Annotated in this window: 20 protein-coding genes; 3 read left to right on the forward strand and 17 right to left on the reverse strand. The window is 39.6% G+C overall.

What is annotated here, in order from left to right; all coding sequences use genetic code 11:
• The 6 genes from relA to epmB form a co-directional block, all read right to left on the reverse strand.
• Window positions 1–2250: a GTP diphosphokinase gene (relA, locus tag INP94_RS01385; RefSeq protein ID WP_197543796.1), complete on the reverse strand. Its 2250-nt coding sequence runs from the start codon at window positions 2248–2250 to the stop codon at window positions 1–3.
• A gap of 101 nt (window positions 2251–2351) precedes the next feature.
• The gene (rlmD, locus tag INP94_RS01390) at window positions 2352–3662 is read right to left on the reverse strand and encodes a 23S rRNA (uracil(1939)-C(5))-methyltransferase RlmD (protein ID WP_197543797.1); all 1311 of its coding nucleotides are present in this window, start codon (window positions 3660–3662) and stop codon (window positions 2352–2354) included.
• Window positions 3663–3698: 36 nt separating this feature from the next.
• Window positions 3699–4403 carry a DNA repair protein RecO gene (recO, locus tag INP94_RS01395; protein ID WP_197543798.1) on the reverse strand — a complete coding sequence of 235 codons (705 nt, stop codon included), beginning with the start codon at window positions 4401–4403 and terminating at the stop codon, window positions 3699–3701.
• A 7-nt stretch (window positions 4404–4410) separates the two neighbouring features.
• A complete protein-coding gene (locus INP94_RS01400; RefSeq protein WP_005698167.1) occupies window positions 4411–4818 on the reverse strand; it encodes an MliC family protein in 408 nt (135 codons plus the stop codon).
• A 105-nt stretch (window positions 4819–4923) separates the two neighbouring features.
• Window positions 4924–6315 carry an opacity-associated protein OapA gene (gene oapA, locus INP94_RS01405; protein WP_197543799.1) on the reverse strand — a complete coding sequence of 464 codons (1392 nt, stop codon included), beginning with the start codon at window positions 6313–6315 and terminating at the stop codon, window positions 4924–4926.
• A gap of 75 nt (window positions 6316–6390) precedes the next feature.
• Window positions 6391–7407, reverse strand: a complete 1017-nt coding sequence (gene epmB / locus INP94_RS01410; protein ID WP_197544254.1) for an EF-P beta-lysylation protein EpmB — start codon at window positions 7405–7407, stop codon at window positions 6391–6393.
• A 36-nt stretch (window positions 7408–7443) separates the two neighbouring features.
• Here epmB and efp point away from each other — a divergent pair, with 36 nt between their 5' ends.
• Window positions 7444–8010 carry an elongation factor P gene (gene efp / locus INP94_RS01415; protein ID WP_007241760.1) on the forward strand — a complete coding sequence of 189 codons (567 nt, stop codon included), beginning with the start codon at window positions 7444–7446 and terminating at the stop codon, window positions 8008–8010.
• Window positions 8011–8132: 122 nt separating this feature from the next.
• On the opposite strand, the gene INP94_RS01420 is transcribed toward efp, so the two are convergent.
• The 7 genes from INP94_RS01420 to rdgB form a co-directional block, all read right to left on the reverse strand.
• Window positions 8133–8636, reverse strand: a complete 504-nt coding sequence (locus INP94_RS01420; RefSeq protein WP_197543800.1) for a surface-adhesin E family protein — start codon at window positions 8634–8636, stop codon at window positions 8133–8135.
• Between the two features lie 54 nt (window positions 8637–8690).
• Window positions 8691–9431 carry a pyruvate formate lyase 1-activating protein gene (pflA, locus tag INP94_RS01425; RefSeq protein WP_197543801.1) on the reverse strand — a complete coding sequence of 247 codons (741 nt, stop codon included), beginning with the start codon at window positions 9429–9431 and terminating at the stop codon, window positions 8691–8693.
• Window positions 9432–9560: 129 nt separating this feature from the next.
• Window positions 9561–11873, reverse strand: a complete 2313-nt coding sequence (gene pflB / locus INP94_RS01430) for a formate C-acetyltransferase (protein ID WP_197543802.1) — start codon at window positions 11871–11873, stop codon at window positions 9561–9563.
• Between the two features lie 55 nt (window positions 11874–11928).
• Window positions 11929–12783: a formate transporter FocA gene (focA, locus tag INP94_RS01435; protein WP_197543803.1), complete on the reverse strand. Its 855-nt coding sequence runs from the start codon at window positions 12781–12783 to the stop codon at window positions 11929–11931.
• Window positions 12784–12995: 212 nt separating this feature from the next.
• Entirely contained in the window at window positions 12996–13361 is a 366-nt protein-coding gene (locus INP94_RS01440; RefSeq protein WP_197543804.1) for a helix-hairpin-helix domain-containing protein, read from the reverse strand.
• 145 nt (window positions 13362–13506) lie between these two features.
• The gene (locus INP94_RS01445; protein ID WP_005695251.1) at window positions 13507–13824 is read right to left on the reverse strand and encodes a heavy metal-binding domain-containing protein; all 318 of its coding nucleotides are present in this window, start codon (window positions 13822–13824) and stop codon (window positions 13507–13509) included.
• 38 nt (window positions 13825–13862) lie between these two features.
• Window positions 13863–14462, reverse strand: coding sequence for an RdgB/HAM1 family non-canonical purine NTP pyrophosphatase (gene rdgB, locus INP94_RS01450; RefSeq protein WP_178410614.1), 600 nt, complete (start codon window positions 14460–14462; stop codon window positions 13863–13865).
• Between the two features lie 130 nt (window positions 14463–14592).
• Here rdgB and copM point away from each other — a divergent pair, with 130 nt between their 5' ends.
• The gene (gene copM, locus INP94_RS01455; RefSeq protein WP_070868331.1) at window positions 14593–14964 is read left to right on the forward strand and encodes a CopM family metallochaperone; all 372 of its coding nucleotides are present in this window, start codon (window positions 14593–14595) and stop codon (window positions 14962–14964) included.
• Between the two features lie 46 nt (window positions 14965–15010).
• Here the strand turns inward: copM and ispH are convergent, their stop codons facing one another.
• The 3 genes from ispH to glmU all read right to left on the reverse strand — a co-directional run bounded on the left by ispH (window position 15011) and on the right by glmU (window position 17930).
• Window positions 15011–15955, reverse strand: a complete 945-nt coding sequence (gene ispH, locus INP94_RS01460) for a 4-hydroxy-3-methylbut-2-enyl diphosphate reductase (RefSeq protein ID WP_197543805.1) — start codon at window positions 15953–15955, stop codon at window positions 15011–15013.
• The gene (lspA, locus tag INP94_RS01465) at window positions 15952–16443 is read right to left on the reverse strand and encodes a signal peptidase II (RefSeq protein ID WP_005695245.1); all 492 of its coding nucleotides are present in this window, start codon (window positions 16441–16443) and stop codon (window positions 15952–15954) included. The genes ispH and lspA overlap by 4 nt, the downstream gene beginning before the upstream one ends.
• A 116-nt stretch (window positions 16444–16559) precedes the next feature.
• Window positions 16560–17930, reverse strand: coding sequence for a bifunctional UDP-N-acetylglucosamine diphosphorylase/glucosamine-1-phosphate N-acetyltransferase GlmU (glmU, locus tag INP94_RS01470; protein ID WP_049371771.1), 1371 nt, complete (start codon window positions 17928–17930; stop codon window positions 16560–16562).
• A 258-nt stretch (window positions 17931–18188) separates the two neighbouring features.
• On the opposite strand from glmU, the gene pyrG reads away from it, so the two are divergent.
• Window positions 18189–19826, forward strand: coding sequence for a glutamine hydrolyzing CTP synthase (pyrG, locus tag INP94_RS01475; RefSeq protein WP_070582690.1), 1638 nt, complete (start codon window positions 18189–18191; stop codon window positions 19824–19826).
• A gap of 93 nt (window positions 19827–19919) precedes the next feature.
• Here pyrG and INP94_RS01480 read toward each other — a convergent pair whose 3' ends face one another.
• Complete coding sequence (locus tag INP94_RS01480) at window positions 19920–20873, reverse strand: hypothetical protein (protein WP_197543806.1); 954 nt, start codon at window positions 20871–20873, stop codon at window positions 19920–19922.
• Window positions 20874–20951: the final 78 nt, after the last annotated feature.

Genomic DNA, 20951 nt, shown 5'->3' on the forward strand with positions numbered 1-20951 from the left:
CTATAAACGTTTTGCTTCGATAACGTCGTCTAACTTTGCTAATCTGGCCAGTATTTTACTTAAACTTTCAACATTTTTCAGTTCAATTTCCATATCCATCGTTGCCACTTGTTTTTTGGTGTCCGCACGACTTGAAACACCTAGTACACTGACTTTTTCATTCGCCAGCACAGTCGTAATATCGCGTAATAAACCATTACGATCACTTGCCACAATACGAATATTAATATGGAAACCAGCCGCATAATCATCCCCCCAAAGGGCTTCCACCACGCGTTCAGGATGTGCAGCTTGTAATTCAATAAATTGCTCACAATCGCAGCGATGAATTGAGATGCCACGTCCCATAGTAATGTAGCCTGCGATTGCATCGCCTGGAATCGGTTGGCAACAACGTGCCATATGATGCAGTAAATTACCGACGCCTTCAACAATCACATAGCCTTTTTTCTGCTGCTGGTCTGCTTTTTGTTGTGCCTTCTGCTGCGCAGTATTCGCACTTTTGCTCGCCACATGACGGAGAATTTCTTGATCCGCCTCTTCAGCCGTCACTTTAATCAATCGGCTTTGTAAAAAATTCACCAACTGATTTAAACGAATATCCCCGCTACCAATACCCGCATATAAATCTTCAAGATTTTTTAAGTTATAACGAGGTAATGCAACCTGCTCTACTTGTTTTAAACTGATATTCAAACGCGCAAGCTCATTATCTAACAGCTCTTTACCCGCAGGAACGTTTTTATCACGATCTTGTTTTTTGAACCACGCTTGGATTTTCGCACGCGCTTTTGACGTATGGGTAAAGCCTAAATTTGGGTTTACCCAATCTCGGCTTGGGTTCGGATTTTTCTGCGTGATGATATCTACTTGCTCACCCATTTGCAGGTGATAAGTGAATGGCACAATACGCCCACCGACTTTCGCCCCAATACAACGGTGTCCAATTTCACTATGAATCGCATAAGCAAAATCAAGAGGGGTTGATCCTGCTGGTAAATCAACCACTTCACCTTTCGGTGTAAATACATATACTCGGTCATCAAAGACTTGGCTACGCAATTCGGCCATCACTTCGCCAGAATCAGTAATATCATCTTGCCATGCAAGTAATTTACGCAACCAAGTGATTTTTTCTTCGTAAGCAGAAAGGCTACCCGTCGTCCCTTCTTTGTATTTCCAGTGCGCTGCGACGCCAAGTTCAGCATCATCATGCATTTGTTGAGTACGAATTTGCACTTCAATCGGCTTACCGCCTTTGCCCAATACCACAGTATGAATGGATTGATAGCCATTCGGTTTAGGATTGGCGACATAGTCATCAAATTCTTTTGGTAAATGTTTGAAATGAGTGTGCACGATACCAAGCGCGGTATAACAATCCTGCAATTTTTGCACGATAATTCTGACCGCTCTTACATCATATAAACCACTGAATTCCAAATGTTTCTTTTGCATTTTTCGCCAAATGCTATAGATGTGTTTTGGACGACCGTAAACCTCAACCTGATCAATATTTTCTTTTAAATAACCGGTTAATTCTGTCACAAAATCAGTAATATACTGCTCACGATCTAAACGACGCTCATGTAATAATTTGGCGATATTTCGATATTGTTCTGGATGCAAATAACGGAAGCAGTAATCTTCAAGCTCCCATTTCAATTGGCCGATACCTAAACGGTTCGCCAACGGGGCATAAATATTGGAACATTCTTTGGCTGCCAACACTTTTTCTTCTTCGCAAAAATGATTTTCCGCATCGCGAAGAAAGGTAATACGTTCGGCAAGTTTGATGATCACACAGCGGAAATCGTCCACCATTGCAAGGAGCATACGGCGTACATTATCCACTTGAGAGGCATTAGCAGAATGACTGGCGTTGAGCTGACGGATGTTATCCATCTCTTCCACGCCTTTGAGTAATTTGGTGATTTTAGGCCCAAAATCTTCTTGAATTTGTTCCCAATCTACGAGTTGGTTGGCTACTAATGGGAATAGCATAGCAGTGAGCAAACTCTCACTGTCCATATTCATTTCATGCAGGATTTCCACCATTTCCACACCGGATTGCAATGTAAGCACTGCATTTTCCATTTTATCGGCGTGTTCAGCTATTTTAGCTTGAGCGTAATACCAGGCATCAATCAGGGATTTTTCAGTAGCGGCAGGAAGTTTAAGGCTCGAACACCATTGCTCGATCACAAAATCTTGCGGATTTAATAAGTGAGAACCACGAACTGCAACCATAATACCCCCTTGTTGATGAATATGGCTCGGTGACATCCTGTCAACCGAGTTGTCTTTTTAAGACAACAAAAAAGTCTGACTATTCTATCAGAATTTACACCTTATTTGATAAATAATGTCACCGACTCCAAATGACTGGTATGCGGGAACATATCAATCATGGCCGTTTTGATGATACGATAACCGAAAGAGCGGAGAATTTCTGCATCTCGTACCAAAGTTGCGGGATTGCAAGATACATAAAGAATGCTTTCTGCACCAAGCTCACATAACGCATTCAGTGCAAAAGCGGCGCCACTGCGAGGAGGGTCAAGAAGAATTTTATTGAAATGTTGTTTTGCCCAAGGTTGTTCTGAAAAAGCTTGGTCTAAATCGGCTTGATAAAACTCAACATTCTCAATGTGGTTAAACTGTGCATTCAATTGGGCTTTTTTCACCATATCAAAAACACCTTCAATTCCAACCGCACTTTTCACGCGTTTGGCTAAAGGCAGAGTAAAATTACCCATGCCACAGAATAAATCTAAGACATGATCGTCCTGATTCAAATCAAGCCAATCTAAAGCAGTGTCAACCATTTGCTGATTTAAGTGGGTATTCACTTGAATAAAATCGCGGATATCAAAGGATAAACGGATATCGCCCAATGAATAATAAGGCATTTCACCGTGCACAAGTTGAATACTTTGATCATCTTGTAAAAACAAATTTACGGCATTTATACGAGCAAACTCAAGCAACAAAGTGCGGTCAGTTTCAGTTAAATTTCCTTTGTAACGTAACAGCATAGCTACGCCATTATCCGCTGAAACCAATTCAATATGCCCTAATTGTTTCGGGGTTGAATATTGAGCCCAAAGTGCGGTCAATTTGGGGATAAGATGATTAATCGCAGGCTCTGCGACTAAGCATTGTTGAATACTCACTAACTGATTGGAGTTTTTCTGACGAAATCCCATTTCAATAGTTTTGCTTTTCGCATTCCACAGTAAACTTAATCGTACTCGACGACGATAAGCCCATTGCTCACCACAAATCATGGGCATTAATTGAATGGGCTCTGCTTGCAGTTTACTTAATCGAGAAAAAAGGGCTTTCTCTTTAGCGTTACGTTGCATTTCTACAGGAATATGCTGACCTTGGCATCCACCACAACGGCCATAATAACGACATTGTGGCTCAACACGCTGATTACTCTCTTGTAGCCATTTTTGTGCAGTCGCTAATCCATATTGACGTTTTTCATCGGTCACTACCGCTTCCACTTTTTCCGTTGGTAAAGCATTTTCAATGAACCAGGTTTTACCTTGAATTTTGGCTACGCCTAATCCTTGATAATCTAAATCCTGAATTTCAGCGACGATTTTTTGTATGGTTTTCTGTTTTTTTTGTGGAGCGTAAAGTAAAGCCATGATGGTGTTTTAATCTATTTGTATCAAAGAAAGGGATTATTTTAAATAAAGTACATTTTGCGTAAATAATTCTCGGCTTTTCAGCGGTTTATCACCTAAATAAGGTTTAAGCGCGATGCGGGTAAAACGTTTTGCCGCTTGCAATACTGACTCTTCGGTGAATTCCAAACGGTCAAAGGCGAGTAAATCTCGACCATAAAAGGTCAAGTTATCTTTTACCAACGAAGCAATAAAACCCTTTTCCGCACGGTATTGGTAAGTCATCGATTCGTCTACGAGCAAACCTGATCCAGCACAATGCAGAAAATCAATACCATAACCTAAAATTTTAAGTAAATGAAATTCAAATAAGCGTAGCGTAGGTTCGACCTGTGGCTGAGTGGCTAAGTCTGTTAAGCATTGTAGATAATGCTGAAAAAGTTGTGGATTGGCCGTTTCTGGCTCGATCACTCGAGTTATCAGCTCATTTACATAAAACCCGCTGTATAAAGCCGTTTGCTGCAAAGGCAGCGTAATTGCTGCGGGCTCTGCTTTCGTGAGTGTTTTTAATGCGCCTTTTCCTGACCAACGAAGAAGTAATGGCGTAAAAGGCTGTAAGACAGATTTCCATGCCGAACGTTTCGCACGAGCACCTTTTGCAATAACCGTCAAACGTCCCGTTTCTTCAGTGAATAAATCCACCAAAAGGCTGGTTTCACTATAAGGACGACGATGTAACACAAAGCCGCGTTGGAGATCCATACAAGAATTATTTGCCTGATTTTAATTCACTTGGTTGTTTAACACAGCGTTCAGCAAGCACTTCACCTACGCTAGTTTGTAATTGACTGAAGTCATCACGCTCCTGCCAATACCAACGAATATTCGCATAATTTCTACCACGCTCAGAAATTACTCGAGTCAATTTTTCGGTTACATCATTAAAAGTAACGGTCACCTGACTGAGTGTTTTTTTATTCTTCTGTTTTTGCTTGGTATGAACCACACTCACTGCTTTATTACCTTTACACAAGTAAACCGTTGCCGAACCCTTTTGAGATTTTTTATCCACGGTTTGCACTTTCATTTTCTGTGGTGCGGGTTTGCTTAATTCAACATTTTGTGAACAAGCGGAAAGACAAAGTGCGGTCAAAATTACGCTTAATTTTTTTAACATGAATTCTATTTCCATCAAGGTTTGTTTATGATTGCTCACTTTGCGAAATGAGCAATCATAAACAATCTTATCTAGAAAAATGGGCGATTACTCGCCCACTAAAAATTATTTTTTATACTGATATGAACCATCGGCTTGACGAATGAACTTACCGCCATTTGATAAACGCAGCTCACTCACTCGGCCTTGACTATTCACCGAAACCTGTACTTTGTCACCAGGTTTGAAGTTACTTAATGCATTGCCTGCACCGCTTGCTTTTGTCATGGCATTCACATCTGAAATATTCAATTTATTATCACGGAATACTTGCATCAATGAAACACCTTGTGGCACCGTTAATGTTTTTGTTGCACCGGTTGAAGCGGTTTGTGCTGCAGGTTCAGCTGCTTTCACTGTATTGTGGGTTGCTGATTTTGCTTCCACAATTTGAACCTTACTGTCTTTAGTCGCAACCGGTTTTGCTTCTTGAATTTTGCTTGACTCTTTTTTCACAGTTTGAGTCGGCTGAACTGTTGCTTTTTCAGCTACAGGTTTAGGTTGTTTTTTCTCTTGAACCACCGATGTTTGTTCACGACGAGGTTCTGCTTTATGCTCAACTGTTGCGGTATGTTTTTCTACAGTTGGTTGTACTGTTTTCACAGGTTCTTTAACTGGTGCAGGAGCAACAGCTGGTTGAACCGGTGCAGGTTGAGTTGCTGGTTGTTGAGCAACATTTTGTTGTGCAGGCTCTGCAGGTTGTGATTTTGCCGCATCTGCTTTATCGCCTACGTACTCCATGGCTGGAGGTGCATCTGATTTAGCGCCATTTGCTGTTGGCTCTGTTGTTGCAGGAGCCGTAGTATTATTGTTATCTAATACGGTGGTTTCAACCGGTTGAGACTGATCTAATGATTGGAATTGAACCGGAATTTCATTGCTGTTTTGCTGTTCAAAAGACTCCACCGTATCTGAGTTTGGTTTTAGAGTGAAGAAAATAATCAGTAAGACCACTAAACCCAAAATTGCAATAAATAAACGGCGATGTTTTTCTGGTAACATTTGTAGAACCTTCCATTTTTCAGGTGATTTCAAGCTTGCTGCTGCAGCGGCTGCCGGTGCAACTGTTTCGGCTTGAGTTGTCACTTCTTCTACCATCTCTTCTGCTGGTGAATTTTCAAAAATCACTTTTTCTTCCGCTACGTTTTCCACTTGAACATTTTCAACGGGCTCTTGAGCGCCGAAAGCACTTGATTGCACTGATTGTTCAGTATTTTCACTTTGGAATACTTGAGAAGGTGAAAAAGGTTGGCTTGCTGCCGCACCAAAAGTTGGTTCGCGACGAACATGGAATTGTGTATCTGGCTGTTCTTTTTTACCAAATAAACCTTTGGCTTTATCAAAAATTGAGCCACTTTGTTGAACCGGCTTTCTTGGGGTCACAGAGTCTGAATGATTAAATCCTAAATCTAATTCATTTTGAGATGAATTGTCGTTAGGTTGATTTTTATTATCCACGGGATTACCTCGATTTGCTAAACTAAAGATCGCACAAAAAGTGCGGTGAAAAATTGAATCGTATTTTATCGGATCTTACGCTGTGTATAAAGTCTTATTTGGCTCTCCACCGATTTCTCGAGCTAATTTGGGTACTAAATAGCCAGAAGTGAGCGCCTGTAATTCTTTATAAATTTGTAACGCTTTCTCATCTGAAATATAGAAATGGCTCGCACCTTGCACTTTATCCAACAAATGCAAGTAATAAGGCAAAATTCCTGCTTGAAACAGCTTATCGCTCAATGCTTTTAATGTATGTGGGTTATCATTCACATCCTTTAAAAGGACGGATTGATTGAGTAACGTGACTTTAGCGCCTGCCAGTTTTTGCATAGCAAAAGCAAGTTCTTCATCAATTTCATTTGGGTGATTGATATGTGTCACAAACACTGCTTGTAATGGGCTTTTTAGCAATAAATCACAAAATTCATCCGTAATGCGCTCTGGAATCACAACAGGCAAACGAGAGTGAATACGTAAACGCTGTAAGTGCGGTATCTTTTCGAGGCGTTCTAATAGCCACGCCCATTCACTATCCTTCGCCATCATCGGATCGCCACCTGAAAAAATCACTTCTTCGATTTCAGAATGTGCGGCAATATAGTCTATTGCTTGTTGCCAACTGGTTTTATTGCCTGGGTTTTGATCATAAGGAAAATGACGACGGAAACAATAGCGGCAATTAACTGCACAGCCCCCTTTTGCCATAAACAGCAAGCGATTTTGGTATTTGTGCAGAATATTAGGCACGGCATTTTTTTGCTGCTCATCTAAAGGATCTTGGCTAAAACCCTCCGCTTCAATAAATTCTTGTTGAGCTGTCATCACTTGTAAAAAAAGCGGGTCTTTAGGATTCCCTTTTTCCATTTTTTCAACAAAAGGCAAAGGCACTCGCATAGCAAAAAGTTTACGAGCAGCGATGTCCTCGGCAAAATCTTCAACGGGCAAATTTAAGGTTTTTAATAAGATTTTCGGATCAGAAATCGCATTTTTTAGGGTTTCTAACCAATTTTGTTCTTCTCTAATCGCAATATTTCGGGTTAAAATACGCACTTTCAAACAATCTCTATTTTTTAGGATATTTTTAATATGGCTACATATACTACCAGTGATTTCAAACCAGGTCTAAAATTTATGCAAGACGGTGAGCCTTGTGTGATCGTTGAAAACGAATTCGTTAAACCAGGTAAAGGTCAAGCTTTTACTCGTACTCGTATTCGTAAATTAATTTCAGGCAAAGTATTAGACGTAAACTTCAAATCTGGTACTTCGGTTGAAGCTGCTGATGTTATGGATCTTAACCTGACTTATTCATACAAAGATGATGCATTCTGGTACTTCATGCACCCAGAAACATTCGAACAATACTCTGCTGATGCAAAAGCAGTAGGTGATGCAGAAAAATGGTTATTAGACCAAGCAGATTGTATCGTGACTTTATGGAATGGTGCACCAATCAGCATCACACCACCAAACTTCGTAGAATTAGAAATCATCGATACAGACCCAGGTCTTAAAGGTGATACTGCAGGTACAGGCGGTAAACCAGCAACATTAAGCACTGGCGCTGTGGTGAAAGTACCTCTTTTCGTTCAAATCGGTGAAGTGATTAAAGTCGATACTCGTTCAGGTGAATACGTTTCTCGTGTGAAATAATCTTTCATTATGAGATAAAAAGAGCGGTCAATATTTAATGAATATTGGCCGTTTTTTATTGTCTGATAATGACTTTTTATAGGGATAAAAAATGCGGTTATTTCTAACCGCATTTTGATTGATTATTTCGCTTTTGAGCCTTCTAACTCTAAAGAAGGTTTTCTATCTGAGTTTACACAAATGATTTGTGCGGCTGCATAGAGCGTTGTATTAGGTTTTAAGCTGATTGTATATTTATCTTGTTTTTTCGGTGCGGCACGTAAACCTTCACCCCAGAAATCATCATAAAAATCAGTACGAACTTGGGTTAAATGGTAGTTCTTACAGTTTAAGATTTTATATTGGCGAACAGAACGCGCATAGCGTCTTTTCTCATTTGGATATACATATAAACCTTTATCCAAATTTACCACCGCATCAAAATGCACTTGGTTTAAATCTTGGTTATCTACCCAAATAGAATCAGTATCAATGTAATAATTTTTATCTTTTACTAATCGCACATACCCTACTCTATCTTTTGAAGGGGCGGTTAATGTCACCTCTTCTTGTGTAACTGGCGATTGAACAGCTGAACAACCTGCTAAAAGGGCTACACCTAAAAACGTTAATACTAATTTTTTCATTTTTCTCTCCTTAAAGCTTACTGAAGCTTGCTGTTTACCGTTTAGCACTATCGCTTAGTATTTTACGGTATGTCCGTACCCCTCTAAGATATTTTTAATATGCTCAAGCGACTCTTTTGTCGGTGGCAATACATCTTCGAGTTCATAGTCAAAGCCAAGGGTTTTCCATTTATGAGCTCCTAAGCGATGATAAGGGAGAAGTTCAACTTTTTCAATATTGGTCATACCTTCAATAAACTGTCCGAGCAGATGAACATCATGATCGTTATCTGTATAGCCTGGAACTACTACATAACGAATCCAGGTACGCTGATTACGTTTTTGCAAATATTTCGCAAATTCCAGCGTTCGTTTATTCGGTACGCCGATCAAATTCTGGTGTACTTTGTCGTTCAGTTCTTTTAAATCAAGCAAAATGAGATCGGTTACATCGAGTAGTTCATCAATAATATGGTCATAATGACGTACAAACCCATTAGTATCTAAACAAGTATTAATCCCTTCTGCTTTACAAGCTCGAAACCAATCACGAACAAACTCAGCTTGAAGAATCGCTTCACCACCTGATGCTGTTACACCACCACCGGTTGCATTCATAAAGTGACGATAACTCACCACTTCTTTCATAAGTTCTTCCACACTGATTTCACGACCACCATCAAGATCCCAAGTATCACGGTTGTGGCAATATTTGCAACGCATTAAACAGCCTTGCATAAATAAAATAAAACGAATGCCAGGACCATCCACGGTTCCACAGGATTCAAAGGAGTGAATTCTTCCTAGAACAGACATACTGAAATTTCCCCAAAATGAATATAGCTAAATTTTACCAAAAATATCATCTATAAAAAATGAGCCTGACTTAAATCAGGCTCATAATTTTTATGTTCCCGCTAAAGTGCGGTTAAATTTTATCGTGTTTTAGAACGATTCTGTGAATGTACGAGTCACGACGTCTTGTTGTTGCTCTTTAGTTAAAGAGTTGAAACGTACTGCGTAACCAGATACACGAATGGTTAATTGCGGATATTTGTCCGGATTTTCCATCGCATCTAATAACATTTCACGGTTTAACACGTTCACATTTAAGTGTTGACCACCTTCTACTGCGGCTTCATGGTGGAAGTAACCATCCATTAAGCCAGCAAGGTTGCGGCGTTGTGCTTCTGGATCTTTACCTAACGCATTTGGTACGATTGAGAAGGTGTAAGAAATACCATCTTTTGCGTAAGCAAATGGAAGTTTAGCCACAGAAGTTAATGATGCTACCGCACCTTTTTGGTCACGGCCGTGCATTGGGTTAGCACCAGGTCCGAATGGTGCGCCAGCACGACGACCATCTGGGGTGTTACCTGTTTTCTTACCATAAACCACGTTAGAAGTAATGGTTAATACAGACTGTGTAGGCACAGCATTGCGGTAAGTTTTAAGTTTTTGAATTTTCTTCATGAAACGTTCAACTAAGTCACAAGCGATGTCATCAACACGGTTGTCGTTGTTACCATATTGTGGATATTCACCTTCGATTTCGAAGTCGATCGCTACGTTGCTTGCTACAACATTGCCATCTTTATCTTTGATGTCACCACGAACTGGTTTAACTTTCGCATATTTAATTGCTGAAAGTGAGTCTGCTGCAACAGAAAGACCTGCGATACCACAAGCCATAGTACGATATACATCACGATCATGTAACGCCATTAATGCTGCTTCGTATGAATATTTATCGTGCATGTAGTGGATGATGTTTAAGGCTGTCACATATTGTTTTGCCAACCAATCCATAAAGCTGTCCATACGAGTCATGACTGTGTCGAAATCTAACACTTCATCAGTGATTGGTGCAGTTTTCGGACCTACTTGCATACCTAATTTTTCATCGATACCGCCGTTGATTGCGTATAACAATGTTTTCGCTAAGTTTGCACGAGCACCGAAGAATTGCATTTGTTTACCAACAACCATTGGTGATACACAACATGCGATTGCGTAGTCATCATTGTTGAAGTCTGGACGCATTAAATCATCGTTTTCGTATTGAACTGATGAGGTATCAATCGATACTTTCGCACAGAAACGTTTGAAGTTTTCAGGTAACTGTTCAGACCAAAGAATCGTTAAGTTTGGTTCTGGAGAAGTACCCATGTTGTAAAGGGTGTGTAAAATACGGAATGTATTTTTGGTTACTAATGTACGGCCATCTAAACCCATACCTGCGATGGTTTCAGTTGCCCACATTGGGTCACCAGAGAATAATTGATCGTATTCAGGTGTACGTAAGAAACGAACCATACGAAGCTTCATGACTAAGTGGTCAACTAATTCTTGCGCTTCAGTTTCAGTAATTTTACCCGCTTTTAAATCACGTTCGATATAGATATCGATAAAGGTTGCAGTACGACCAAATGACATCGCTGCACCGTTTTGTGATTTGATTGCTGCTAAGTAAGCAAAGTACATCCATTGAATTGCTTCTTTAGCGTTAGTTGCTGGGTTAGAAATATCGTAACCGTAGCTTGCTGCCATTTGTTTCATTTGGCCTAATGCACGGTGTTGTTCTGCGATTTCTTCACGTAAACGGATAGTTGCTTCAAGATTTACGCCATCTTCTAAGTCTTTTTGTAAAGAAGAGAACTGTGCGTATTTATCTTTCATTAAGAAGTCTACACCGTAAAGTGCTACACGACGGTAGTCACCGATAATACGGCCACGACCGTAAGCATCAGGAAGACCAGTTAATACACCTGATTTACGGCAACGTAAAATATCCGGCGTATAAACATCGAATACACCTTGGTTATGTGTTTTACGGTATTCAGTGAAGATTTTTTTCACTTCAGGATTTAATTCACGACCGTAAACTTTACATGAACCTTCCACCATTTTAATACCACCAAATGGCATAATGGCACGTTTTAATGGAGCATCAGTTTGAAGACCTACGATTTTCTCCAAGTCTTTATTGATGTAGCCTGGAGCGTGAGAAATAATCGTTGAAGGCGTATGTTCGTCAAAGTCTAATGGCGCGTGAGTGCGGTTTTCAACTTTGATCCCTTCCATTACGGTTTCCCAAAGTTTTGTTGTCGCTTCGGTTGGACCAGCTAAGAAAGAATCATCACCTTCATACGGGGTGTAGTTCTTCTGAATAAAATCACGCACGTTGACGTTTTCTTGCCAATCACCGGCAACGAATCCTGCCCACGCAACTTTTTGTGCTTCATTAAGTTCTGACATAGTCATTTCCTTTTTTAATTGATAAAAAATAAGTCTTGTTTAGTTCGTTAGTACATTAGTGAACTTTGGTTAAATAACGTTGGAATAAGCCGATACAAACTGCGCCGCCCACAATGTTGCCCAACGTTACGGGAATTAAATTCTTCACAATGAAATGATAAAGATCTAAGTCTGCATATTTCATTGGATCCACACCAATTTGTTGCCAAAATTCTGGTGTACTAAAGTGTGCTGTAATAATGCCAAGCGGAATCATAAACATATTTGCCACACAGTGTTCAAAACCTGATGCCACAAATAAACCAATCGGCATAATCATAATAAATGCTTTGTCTGTAACAGTTTTACCGGAATAAGACATCCATACCGCTACACACACCATAATGTTACATAAAATACCAAGGTTAAATGCTTCAAACCAAGTATGATGAATTTTATGTTGCGCGGTTGCCAAAATGGTTAAACCCCATTGACCACTTGCTGCCATGGTTTGTCCCCCAAACCAAATCACCGCAGCAATAAATAAACCGCCTACGAAGTTGCCTAAATACACCACAATCCAATTTCGAATCATTTGGGTTGTGGTTATTTTTCCGCCTACGCGGGCAACTAAGGTTAAAGTAGAAGAGGTGAATAATTCAGATCCTAAAATCACCACCATAATTACGCCTAAGGAAAAGACTAATCCACCAACTAACTTGGTTAATCCCCAAGGCGCGCCAGCGCTCGCTGTTTGAGTTGTCGTATAAAATACAAAGGCTAATGCAATACAAGCCCCAGCACTAATACCAGACATGAATGATAAAAATGGACGTTTTTGCGCTTTATACGCAGCGACGTTTTCAGCATAATCCGTTGCTTCAACTGGTGTGAGAGCAACAGAAGATTGATTTAAATTTTCTGATGCCATATCTTACTCCAAATAATTAATTGATTATTTTTATACTTCAACATAGGTATTTTCATACCTGTTGTTATTCTACTCTCTTAAAAAACCTTTGCAAGAAATCCCCCATTTATTTCAAAAAAATTTGATATTTTGCAAGTTTTGGTAAATTTTATCTTCAAATACAAAAAAAGCGAGATATCACTATCCCGCTTTTTATATATAAATAACGCAGATTAAAACGCAATACGATCGCGATTTTTCTCTAACGTTGCTTTACCAATGCCTTGTACTTCAAGCAATTGCTCTGCCATAGTAAAATTACCGTGCTTTTCACGATACTGCACAATGGCTTCCGCCTTTTTCGCACCAATACCAATTAGTGCTTTTTGAATTTCTGATGCACTGGCGGTATTGATATTTAATTTATCACTCACCGTTTGTTGTACAGTTTGTGATGGTGCTTGTACAGCAGTTTGTTGCTGCACTTGCATTTGCGGTTGAGCCTGCTCAGCTGTCTTTTCTTCTGCAAGCGCTTGTGTGCTCAACATCGCGCCTGCAATAAATAATGAACTAAATAACTGTTTCATCAATAATTTCATAAAAATGTCCTTTATTAACAAATAAGTACCGTTGATTCATATCAACAGTGACATTTTTAAGAAACACAGAAAACACGCAAGAAATCGACCGCACTTTTGCGATCTTGATCGCAAAAATTACATTTAAGCAAATGAAAAAACGACCTTAGCGCACCACCACTGCCGTACCACTTGCAATCACCATAAACATACTTTTATTGCTTACTGTTGCGTAATTAATCTCTACGCCAACCACGGCATTTGCTCCTAACGCAATCGCTTTTTCTTCCAACTCTTTCAAGGCATCTTGGCGTGCACGGCTAATACGACGCTCATAAACACTCGAACGCCCACCAATCACATCGGTAATGGCTGCAAAAAAATCACGTATGAAATTTGCCCCAGCAATCACTTCTCCAAAGACGACTTGTTTATATTCTACGATTTGTTTACCTTCAATATTAGGCGTAGTGGTAATAATCATTTTGTATCTTTTAATTCTCGTTAAAAATCAACCGCACTTTAGGCAGTTAATTTTGATTTTAAAACAGCTAATGCCTTCGCTCGATGAGAAATTTTCTTTTTCTCTACGGTTTCTAATTCGGCAAAAGTACAACCTTTTTCAGGGCTAAAAAAGAGCGAGTCGTAACCAAAGCCATTTTCACCTTTCTCTTCATAAATAATCTGCCCGTCACATTCACCTTGAGCAATGATCGGAGAAGGATCACTTGGGTGTTGTAATAACACAATCGTACTCACAAATTTTGCTTGGCGACGTTCAGTCGGTACATCGGCTAATTCTGCCAATAATTTTTCTCGGTTTTTCGCATCAGCTTCATCACCATCCACTCCTGCATAACGAGCAGAATACAATCCAGGCGCACCATTTAACGCCTCCACCACAAGACCGGAATCATCTGCAATAGCCGGTAAACCCGATTTTTCAGATGCATAACGTGCTTTCAGAATGGCATTTTCAACAAACGTTAAGCCAGTTTCCTCTGGGCTTTCAATGCCTAAATCTGTCTGAGCAATGACTTCAAAACCGAAATCGGCTAATACGTCCGCCATTTCTTTTACTTTGCCTTTATTGCCCGTGGCAAGCACAATTTTTTGTTTCATGATGTTGTTCCTCATATCAAACGTTGTCTCATTTTAGCATCTCACCAAAAAATTTCGGAATAAATATTGACCTTAACCTTAGGTTAACGTTTATGATTTGCTACCTTAAGTGAGAAACAGGAGAATACACATGAAAAAACTTATGACTTTTATTACACTTAGTGCTGCTGCAGTTTCAATTTGTGCCCAAGCGAATGAACAACCGCACCAAGCACACATGAATATGCCAATGTCGACAGGTTCTGCAATGCAACAAGAATTAATGCAAGGTATGAATCAAATGCATCAAGACATGATGGCAGCTATGCAATATCAAGATCCCGATGTCGCTTTTGCAGCAGGTATGTTGCCACACCATATTGGCGCAGTAAAAATGGCGGAAGTTGAATTAAAATACGGAAAAGATCCTGAGATGCGTAAGCTTGCTGAGAATATTATTAACGCTCAACAAGCAGAAATTGAACAAATGCAAAAATGGCTTAAAGTGCACAATAAAAAATAAAATAACACAAAAAAGTGCGGTAAATTAACCGCACTTTTTAATCGAATTAGTTCACTTCTTTTATTCGTAGCTCTTTTGGAACTTCAAAGAACATATTCTCTTCTAAGCCTTGAAGCTCTTCGATACTATCGGCACCAAACTCTTTCAAGCGAGCAATCACGGATTGCACCAACTCTTCCGGTGCTGAAGCGCCTGCGGTTACGCCAATTGTTTCAACGCCTTCAAACCAATCTGCCGCCACATCATTTGGATCATCAATCAATTTTGATTTCACGCCCATACGCGATGCCAACTCAGCTAAACGGTTAGAATTTGATGAGTTTTTAGAGCCGACAACCACCACTAAATCACACTGTTTCGCTAATTCACGCACGGCTTCTTGGCGATTGGTTGTCGCATAGCAAATATCGTTTTTATGAGGCCCTTGAATTGCAGGGTATTTGCTTTTCAATGCACTGATAGTTTCCGCCGTATCATCAAGAGAAAGCGTAGTTTGTGTCATAAAGGTTAAATCATCATTTTCTTGAACCGGCAAACGAGCAATATCTTCTACGCTTTCAATTAAGAAAATACCACCTTCGGCATTATTATACTGCCCCATTGTGCCTTCCACTTCTGGATGCCCTTTGTGCCCGATCAAAATCGCTTTCGTCCCTTTACGGCTCGCACGTGCGACTTGCATATGTACTTTGGTTACCAACGGACAAGTAGCATCGAATACTTTTAACTGACGATCTTTCGCTTCCTGACGAACGGCTTGTGACACACCATGAGCAGAGAAAATCACAATAGCGCCATCTGGTACTTCACTTAATTCTTCGACGAAGATCGCCCCACGCTCACGTAAACCATTCACCACAAAACGGTTATGCACCACTTCGTGACGGACATAGATCGGTGCACCATGAATTTCAAGCGCTAATTCAACAATGCTAATGGCTCGATCGACACCCGCGCAAAATCCGCGAGGATTAGCTAAAATTATCTTCATTTTTGACCGCTCTTTTTATCACCTTTAAAGGCATCTAATGCTAATAAACCCGCACCAATACAAATGGCAATATCTGCCACATTAAATACCGGATAATGATGAATATCCCAATAAAAATCTAAGAAATCCACTACAAAACCGTTATACGCTCGGTCCACCATATTGGCTAACGCGCCACCAATAATCAGCGCATAAGCTGAGTTTTGTAATTTTTGTTCTGCCGAATTCTTTTTCATAAAGTAAGCTAGCATTAAGGAAATCCCAATCGCGAGCACGATAAAGAAATACTTCTGCCAACCATCATGATCTGCAAATAAACTGAACGCAGCCCCAGGATTGCGCACATAGGTCAGATTAAAAATAGGCAATATATTTACGCTTTCATATAAATCAAAGCGCTGAACCACAATATATTTGGTCAGTAAATCGAGGATAAATGCGACCGCACTTATCCAAAGGAATGAAAGTCCTGTTTTATTTTTTGTCATAGGAAATTATCTGTCTTTATAAATGGACGATGATTTTAGCAACTCGAATAGCCTTTATAAAGTAAAAGGCATCAAATTATAAAAGGCGAACACATTGGTTCGCCTTGCAATGTTAATTATTTTTTCTTCACCGGTCTTTGCCAACCTTGAATATGACGTTGAGGCACGCGAGTAATCACCAGCTCATCTTTCTCAATATTTTGAGTAATCGTTGAACCTGCCCCAATAGTTGCACCATCTGCCACGGTAACTGGTGCAACTAACTGCGTATCCGACCCCACAAACACATTGTTACCAATGATTGTTTTAAATTTATTTGCACCATCATAGTTACAAGTAATGACACCCGCACCGATATTACAGTTTTCACCGATTTCGGTATCACCCACATAAGTCAGGTGGTTTACTTTAGAGCCTTTACCCACTGTGGATTTTTTAATTTCCACAAAGTTGCCCACATGGGTTTCAGCGGCTAATTCAGCACCTGGACGTAAACGAGAGAATGGACCAATCGCCGCTTTCTCACCAATTGTCGCATCTTCTAAAACAGAATAAGGCTTGATTTCAACATCATCACCAATGGTCACGTTTTTCAATACGCAACCTGCACCGATTTTTACACGATCACCCAAGCGCACATTGCCTTCCACAATTACATTCACATCAATTTCAACATCTTTACCGTGCTCTAATGTGCCGCGTAAATCAAAACGCTCAGGGTCAATCAACATCACGCCTGCAAGTAAAAGTTTTTCTGCTTGTTTACGTTGATAATAGCGTTCCATTTTGGCTAATTGTAGGCGATTATTTACCCCTTCAACTTCCATAAAATCAGTTGCTTGAACAGCTACAATCGGACAACCATCTTGATGAGCTAAGCCAATTACATCAGTAATATAAAACTCGCCTTGTGCATTATTATTATCTAAACGCGCTAACCATTTTTTGAAACTTGCACCATCTGAAACTAACACACCTGTATTAATCTCTTGAATTTTAAGCTGCTCAGGTGTTGCATCTTTTTGTTCAACAATCCCTACAACTTTGCCATTTTCACGTACGATTCGACCATAACCTGTTGGGTTATCTAATACGACGGTTAACACTGCGATACCATTTTCAGGTTTCGCATCGATTAATTTTTGCAATGTTTCCGGTGTAATCATTGGGCCATCGCCATACACCATTAAAACATTTTCATCATCACGGAAAAAAGGCATTGCTTGTTGCATAGCATGTCCTGTACCCAATTGTTCCGCTTGGAATACCCAGTTCACGCTTTCATTTGCCAAACGCTCACGCATTAATTCGCCACCGTGACCATAAATCAAATGCACGTTTTCCGCACCTAATTGATTTGCCGTATCGATCACATGTTTGACCATCGGTTTTCCTGCCACTTTATGCAAGACTTTTGGTAAATCAGAATACATACGAGTGCCTTTACCGGCCGCTAAAATCACCACGCTTAATGCTTTATTTGTCATAAATTCATCTCTTCTTTATAAAAAATTTGGGCGTATTCTATCGTAGAATGGAGAATATGATAAGCCATTTAATTTTCATACATTCCTGACAAGACAAGATTGTATAAAAATCTCAAATCCTGTAAACTATCCTCCCGTCTTGATAGCTAATCATCTTTTTCTTTTATTTTTGACCGCACTTTTCAGTATTCTGCACAAATTTGCATAAAAGATGATTGGCTATAATCATTTTTATCCCAACATTTTAGGTCTCTCACTATGGCTACAAATTATATTTTCGTCACAGGCGGTGTGGTTTCATCGTTAGGTAAAGGTATTGCTGCAGCATCATTGGCAGCCATTTTAGAAGCACGTGGCTTAAACGTGACTATTATGAAATTAGACCCTTACATCAACGTGGATCCGGGTACAATGAGCCCAACCCAACACGGCGAAGTGTTCGTGACACAAGACGGGGCGGAAACCGATTTAGACTTAGGTCACTACGAGCGTTTTATTCGTACCAAAATGACAAAACGCAATAACTTCACGACAGGTAAAATTTACTCAGAAGTATTACGCAAAGAGCGTCGTGGTGATTATTTAGGTGCGACAATTCAAGTTATCCCACACATCACCAATGAAATCAAAGATCGCGTGATTGCCGGTGCGCAAGGCCATGATGTGGTTATCGTGGAAGTAGGCGGAACAGTGGGTGATATTGAATCACTTCCATTCTTAGAAGCACTGCGTCAACTTGCCGTACAAGTGGGGCGTGAGCATACTATCTTTATGCATTTAACGTTAGTGCCATACATCCCGACTGCGGGTGAAGTAAAAACCAAACCAACTCAACATTCTGTAAAAGAATTACTTTCGATTGGTATTCAGCCAGATGTGCTTATCTGCCGTTCAGATCGCATGATTCCACCAAACGAACGTGCAAAAATCGCCTTATTCTGTAACGTACCAGAACGTGCGGTCATCTCATTAAAAGATGTAAATTCAATCTACCAAATTCCGGCATTATTGAAATCACAAGGTTTAGATGAATTCATCTGTCAACGTTTCCACTTAGACTGTCCTGAAGCTGATCTTTCTGAATGGGAACAAGTGCTTTATCAAGAAGCAAACCCAGTGGGCGATGTGACCATCGGTATGGTAGGTAAATATACTGAATTACCAGACGCTTATAAATCAGTGAATGAAGCCTTAAAACACGCTGGTTTAAAAAACCGTTTAAGTGTGCATATCAAATATATTGACTCTCAAGATGTTGAAACCAAAGGCACTGACGTATTAAAAGGTGTCGATGGTATTTTAGTACCGGGCGGCTTTGGCTATCGTGGTGTAGAAGGCAAAATTTTGACAGCAAAATATGCACGTGAAAACAATGTGCCTTACCTCGGTATTTGTTTAGGGATGCAAATTGCATTAATCGAATATGCGCGTAACGTTGCAGGTCTTGAGAAAGCGAATTCATCTGAATTTGATCGTCACTGTGAGCAACCTGTTGTGGGCTTAATCACTGAATGGCAAGATGCGGAAGGCCACATTGAAACCCGTGATGATAATTCAGATCTGGGTGGTACGATGCGTTTAGGTGCGCAACAATGTCATTTAATTGAAGGCTCAAAAGCGCGTGCATTATATGGCAAAGAAACCATTGAAGAACGTCACCGTCACCGTTATGAAGTGAACAATAACCTGCTTCCACAAATTGAAAAAGCGGGTCTTAAAGTGACTGGCTTATCTGCGGATCGTAAATTAGTGGAAATTATTGAAGTACCAAACCATCCATGGTTTGTAGCATGTCAATTCCACCCAGAATTTACTTCAACGCCACGTGATGGTCATCCATTATTTGAAGGCTTTGTCAAAGCAGCAAGAGAAAATCAGTTAAAAACTGAAAAGTAATTTACTGATAATTCAATAAACAAGTGCGGTCAAAAATTCTTGTGTTTTTGACCGCACTTTGCATTTTTAAGCATTTTAATTTGATTGATTCTATTACCGTTTCACCAAACGATAAGGCAAGATCTGCATTTTACATTTATCAGAAATATCATCTGAATCGAAATCATCAATAAAATGCCAATGTGCGGTATCTTTTGTTAAATCAGTGAGATAAATTTGAGTGTTACCTACTTTATAACGACACTCACCAATAACAAAATTCCTTTCAGTACTTGCTTCATCCATATAATCACCGTGAACAACTTGGATAAGCTTCGCATAATTGGTTAAATCAGTGTAATACCACCAAATATCAAATTTATCTTTATCATTAGCTAACTGAACTTGCAAACTCGGATCTACAAAGTTCGTATTATAACTATGAGCTTGCATTATTTGTGAACTGATTAACTCATTATGTTTCCAAAGATAATCATAATTGAGCTGGCGATTTTCATAAAATGCAACTTTACTCTTTAAACGAATCGTCGGTAGAATAACTTCACCTTCAGGTATTTCACAACTGGCTAAGGTAAAATCAGAATAAGACATCGAAGGCCCCTTACCTTTTATTCGTACAAAAACAAAACTTCCTCTACTCAAACAAGACTGTCCATTAATAGAAATCGTTTCTGGCATACCTAAGTCAGTATCAGGTTGTTCACCCAATCTAACCAAGTCATTGATTCTAACTACATGACTATTTAATGAAAGTTTATTTAAACGAAAATCGCCCCACTTAAAATACGTATTATCGAGCGTAATAACATAATCTGGTGCATCTTCTCCGGTTGTTGCAAAAACAAATGCATTCGGAGATAAATCATCAATCCCTGCTAAATACGGTTTATCTTGTAACTGAACACCTCTAAGCCCCCAATCTTGTGGCGCTGAAGAAAACAAAACATAAAATACGAAATAACTCAAAATCAATAATAATGTGACAATTCCAAGCAATATACCAATTGTCCACAAACATATTTCTAATGGTGTCTTTAAACGCTGCATATTTCCTAATATCTCTCTTAATCAATATATTTGTGTATTATGCTTTTCTTATCAAGACAGAAAAATTACCTCTTCCCG

Origin of the sequence: Haemophilus parainfluenzae, assembly GCF_014931395.1 — a bacterium.
Taxonomy (GTDB): domain Bacteria; phylum Pseudomonadota; class Gammaproteobacteria; order Enterobacterales; family Pasteurellaceae; genus Haemophilus_D.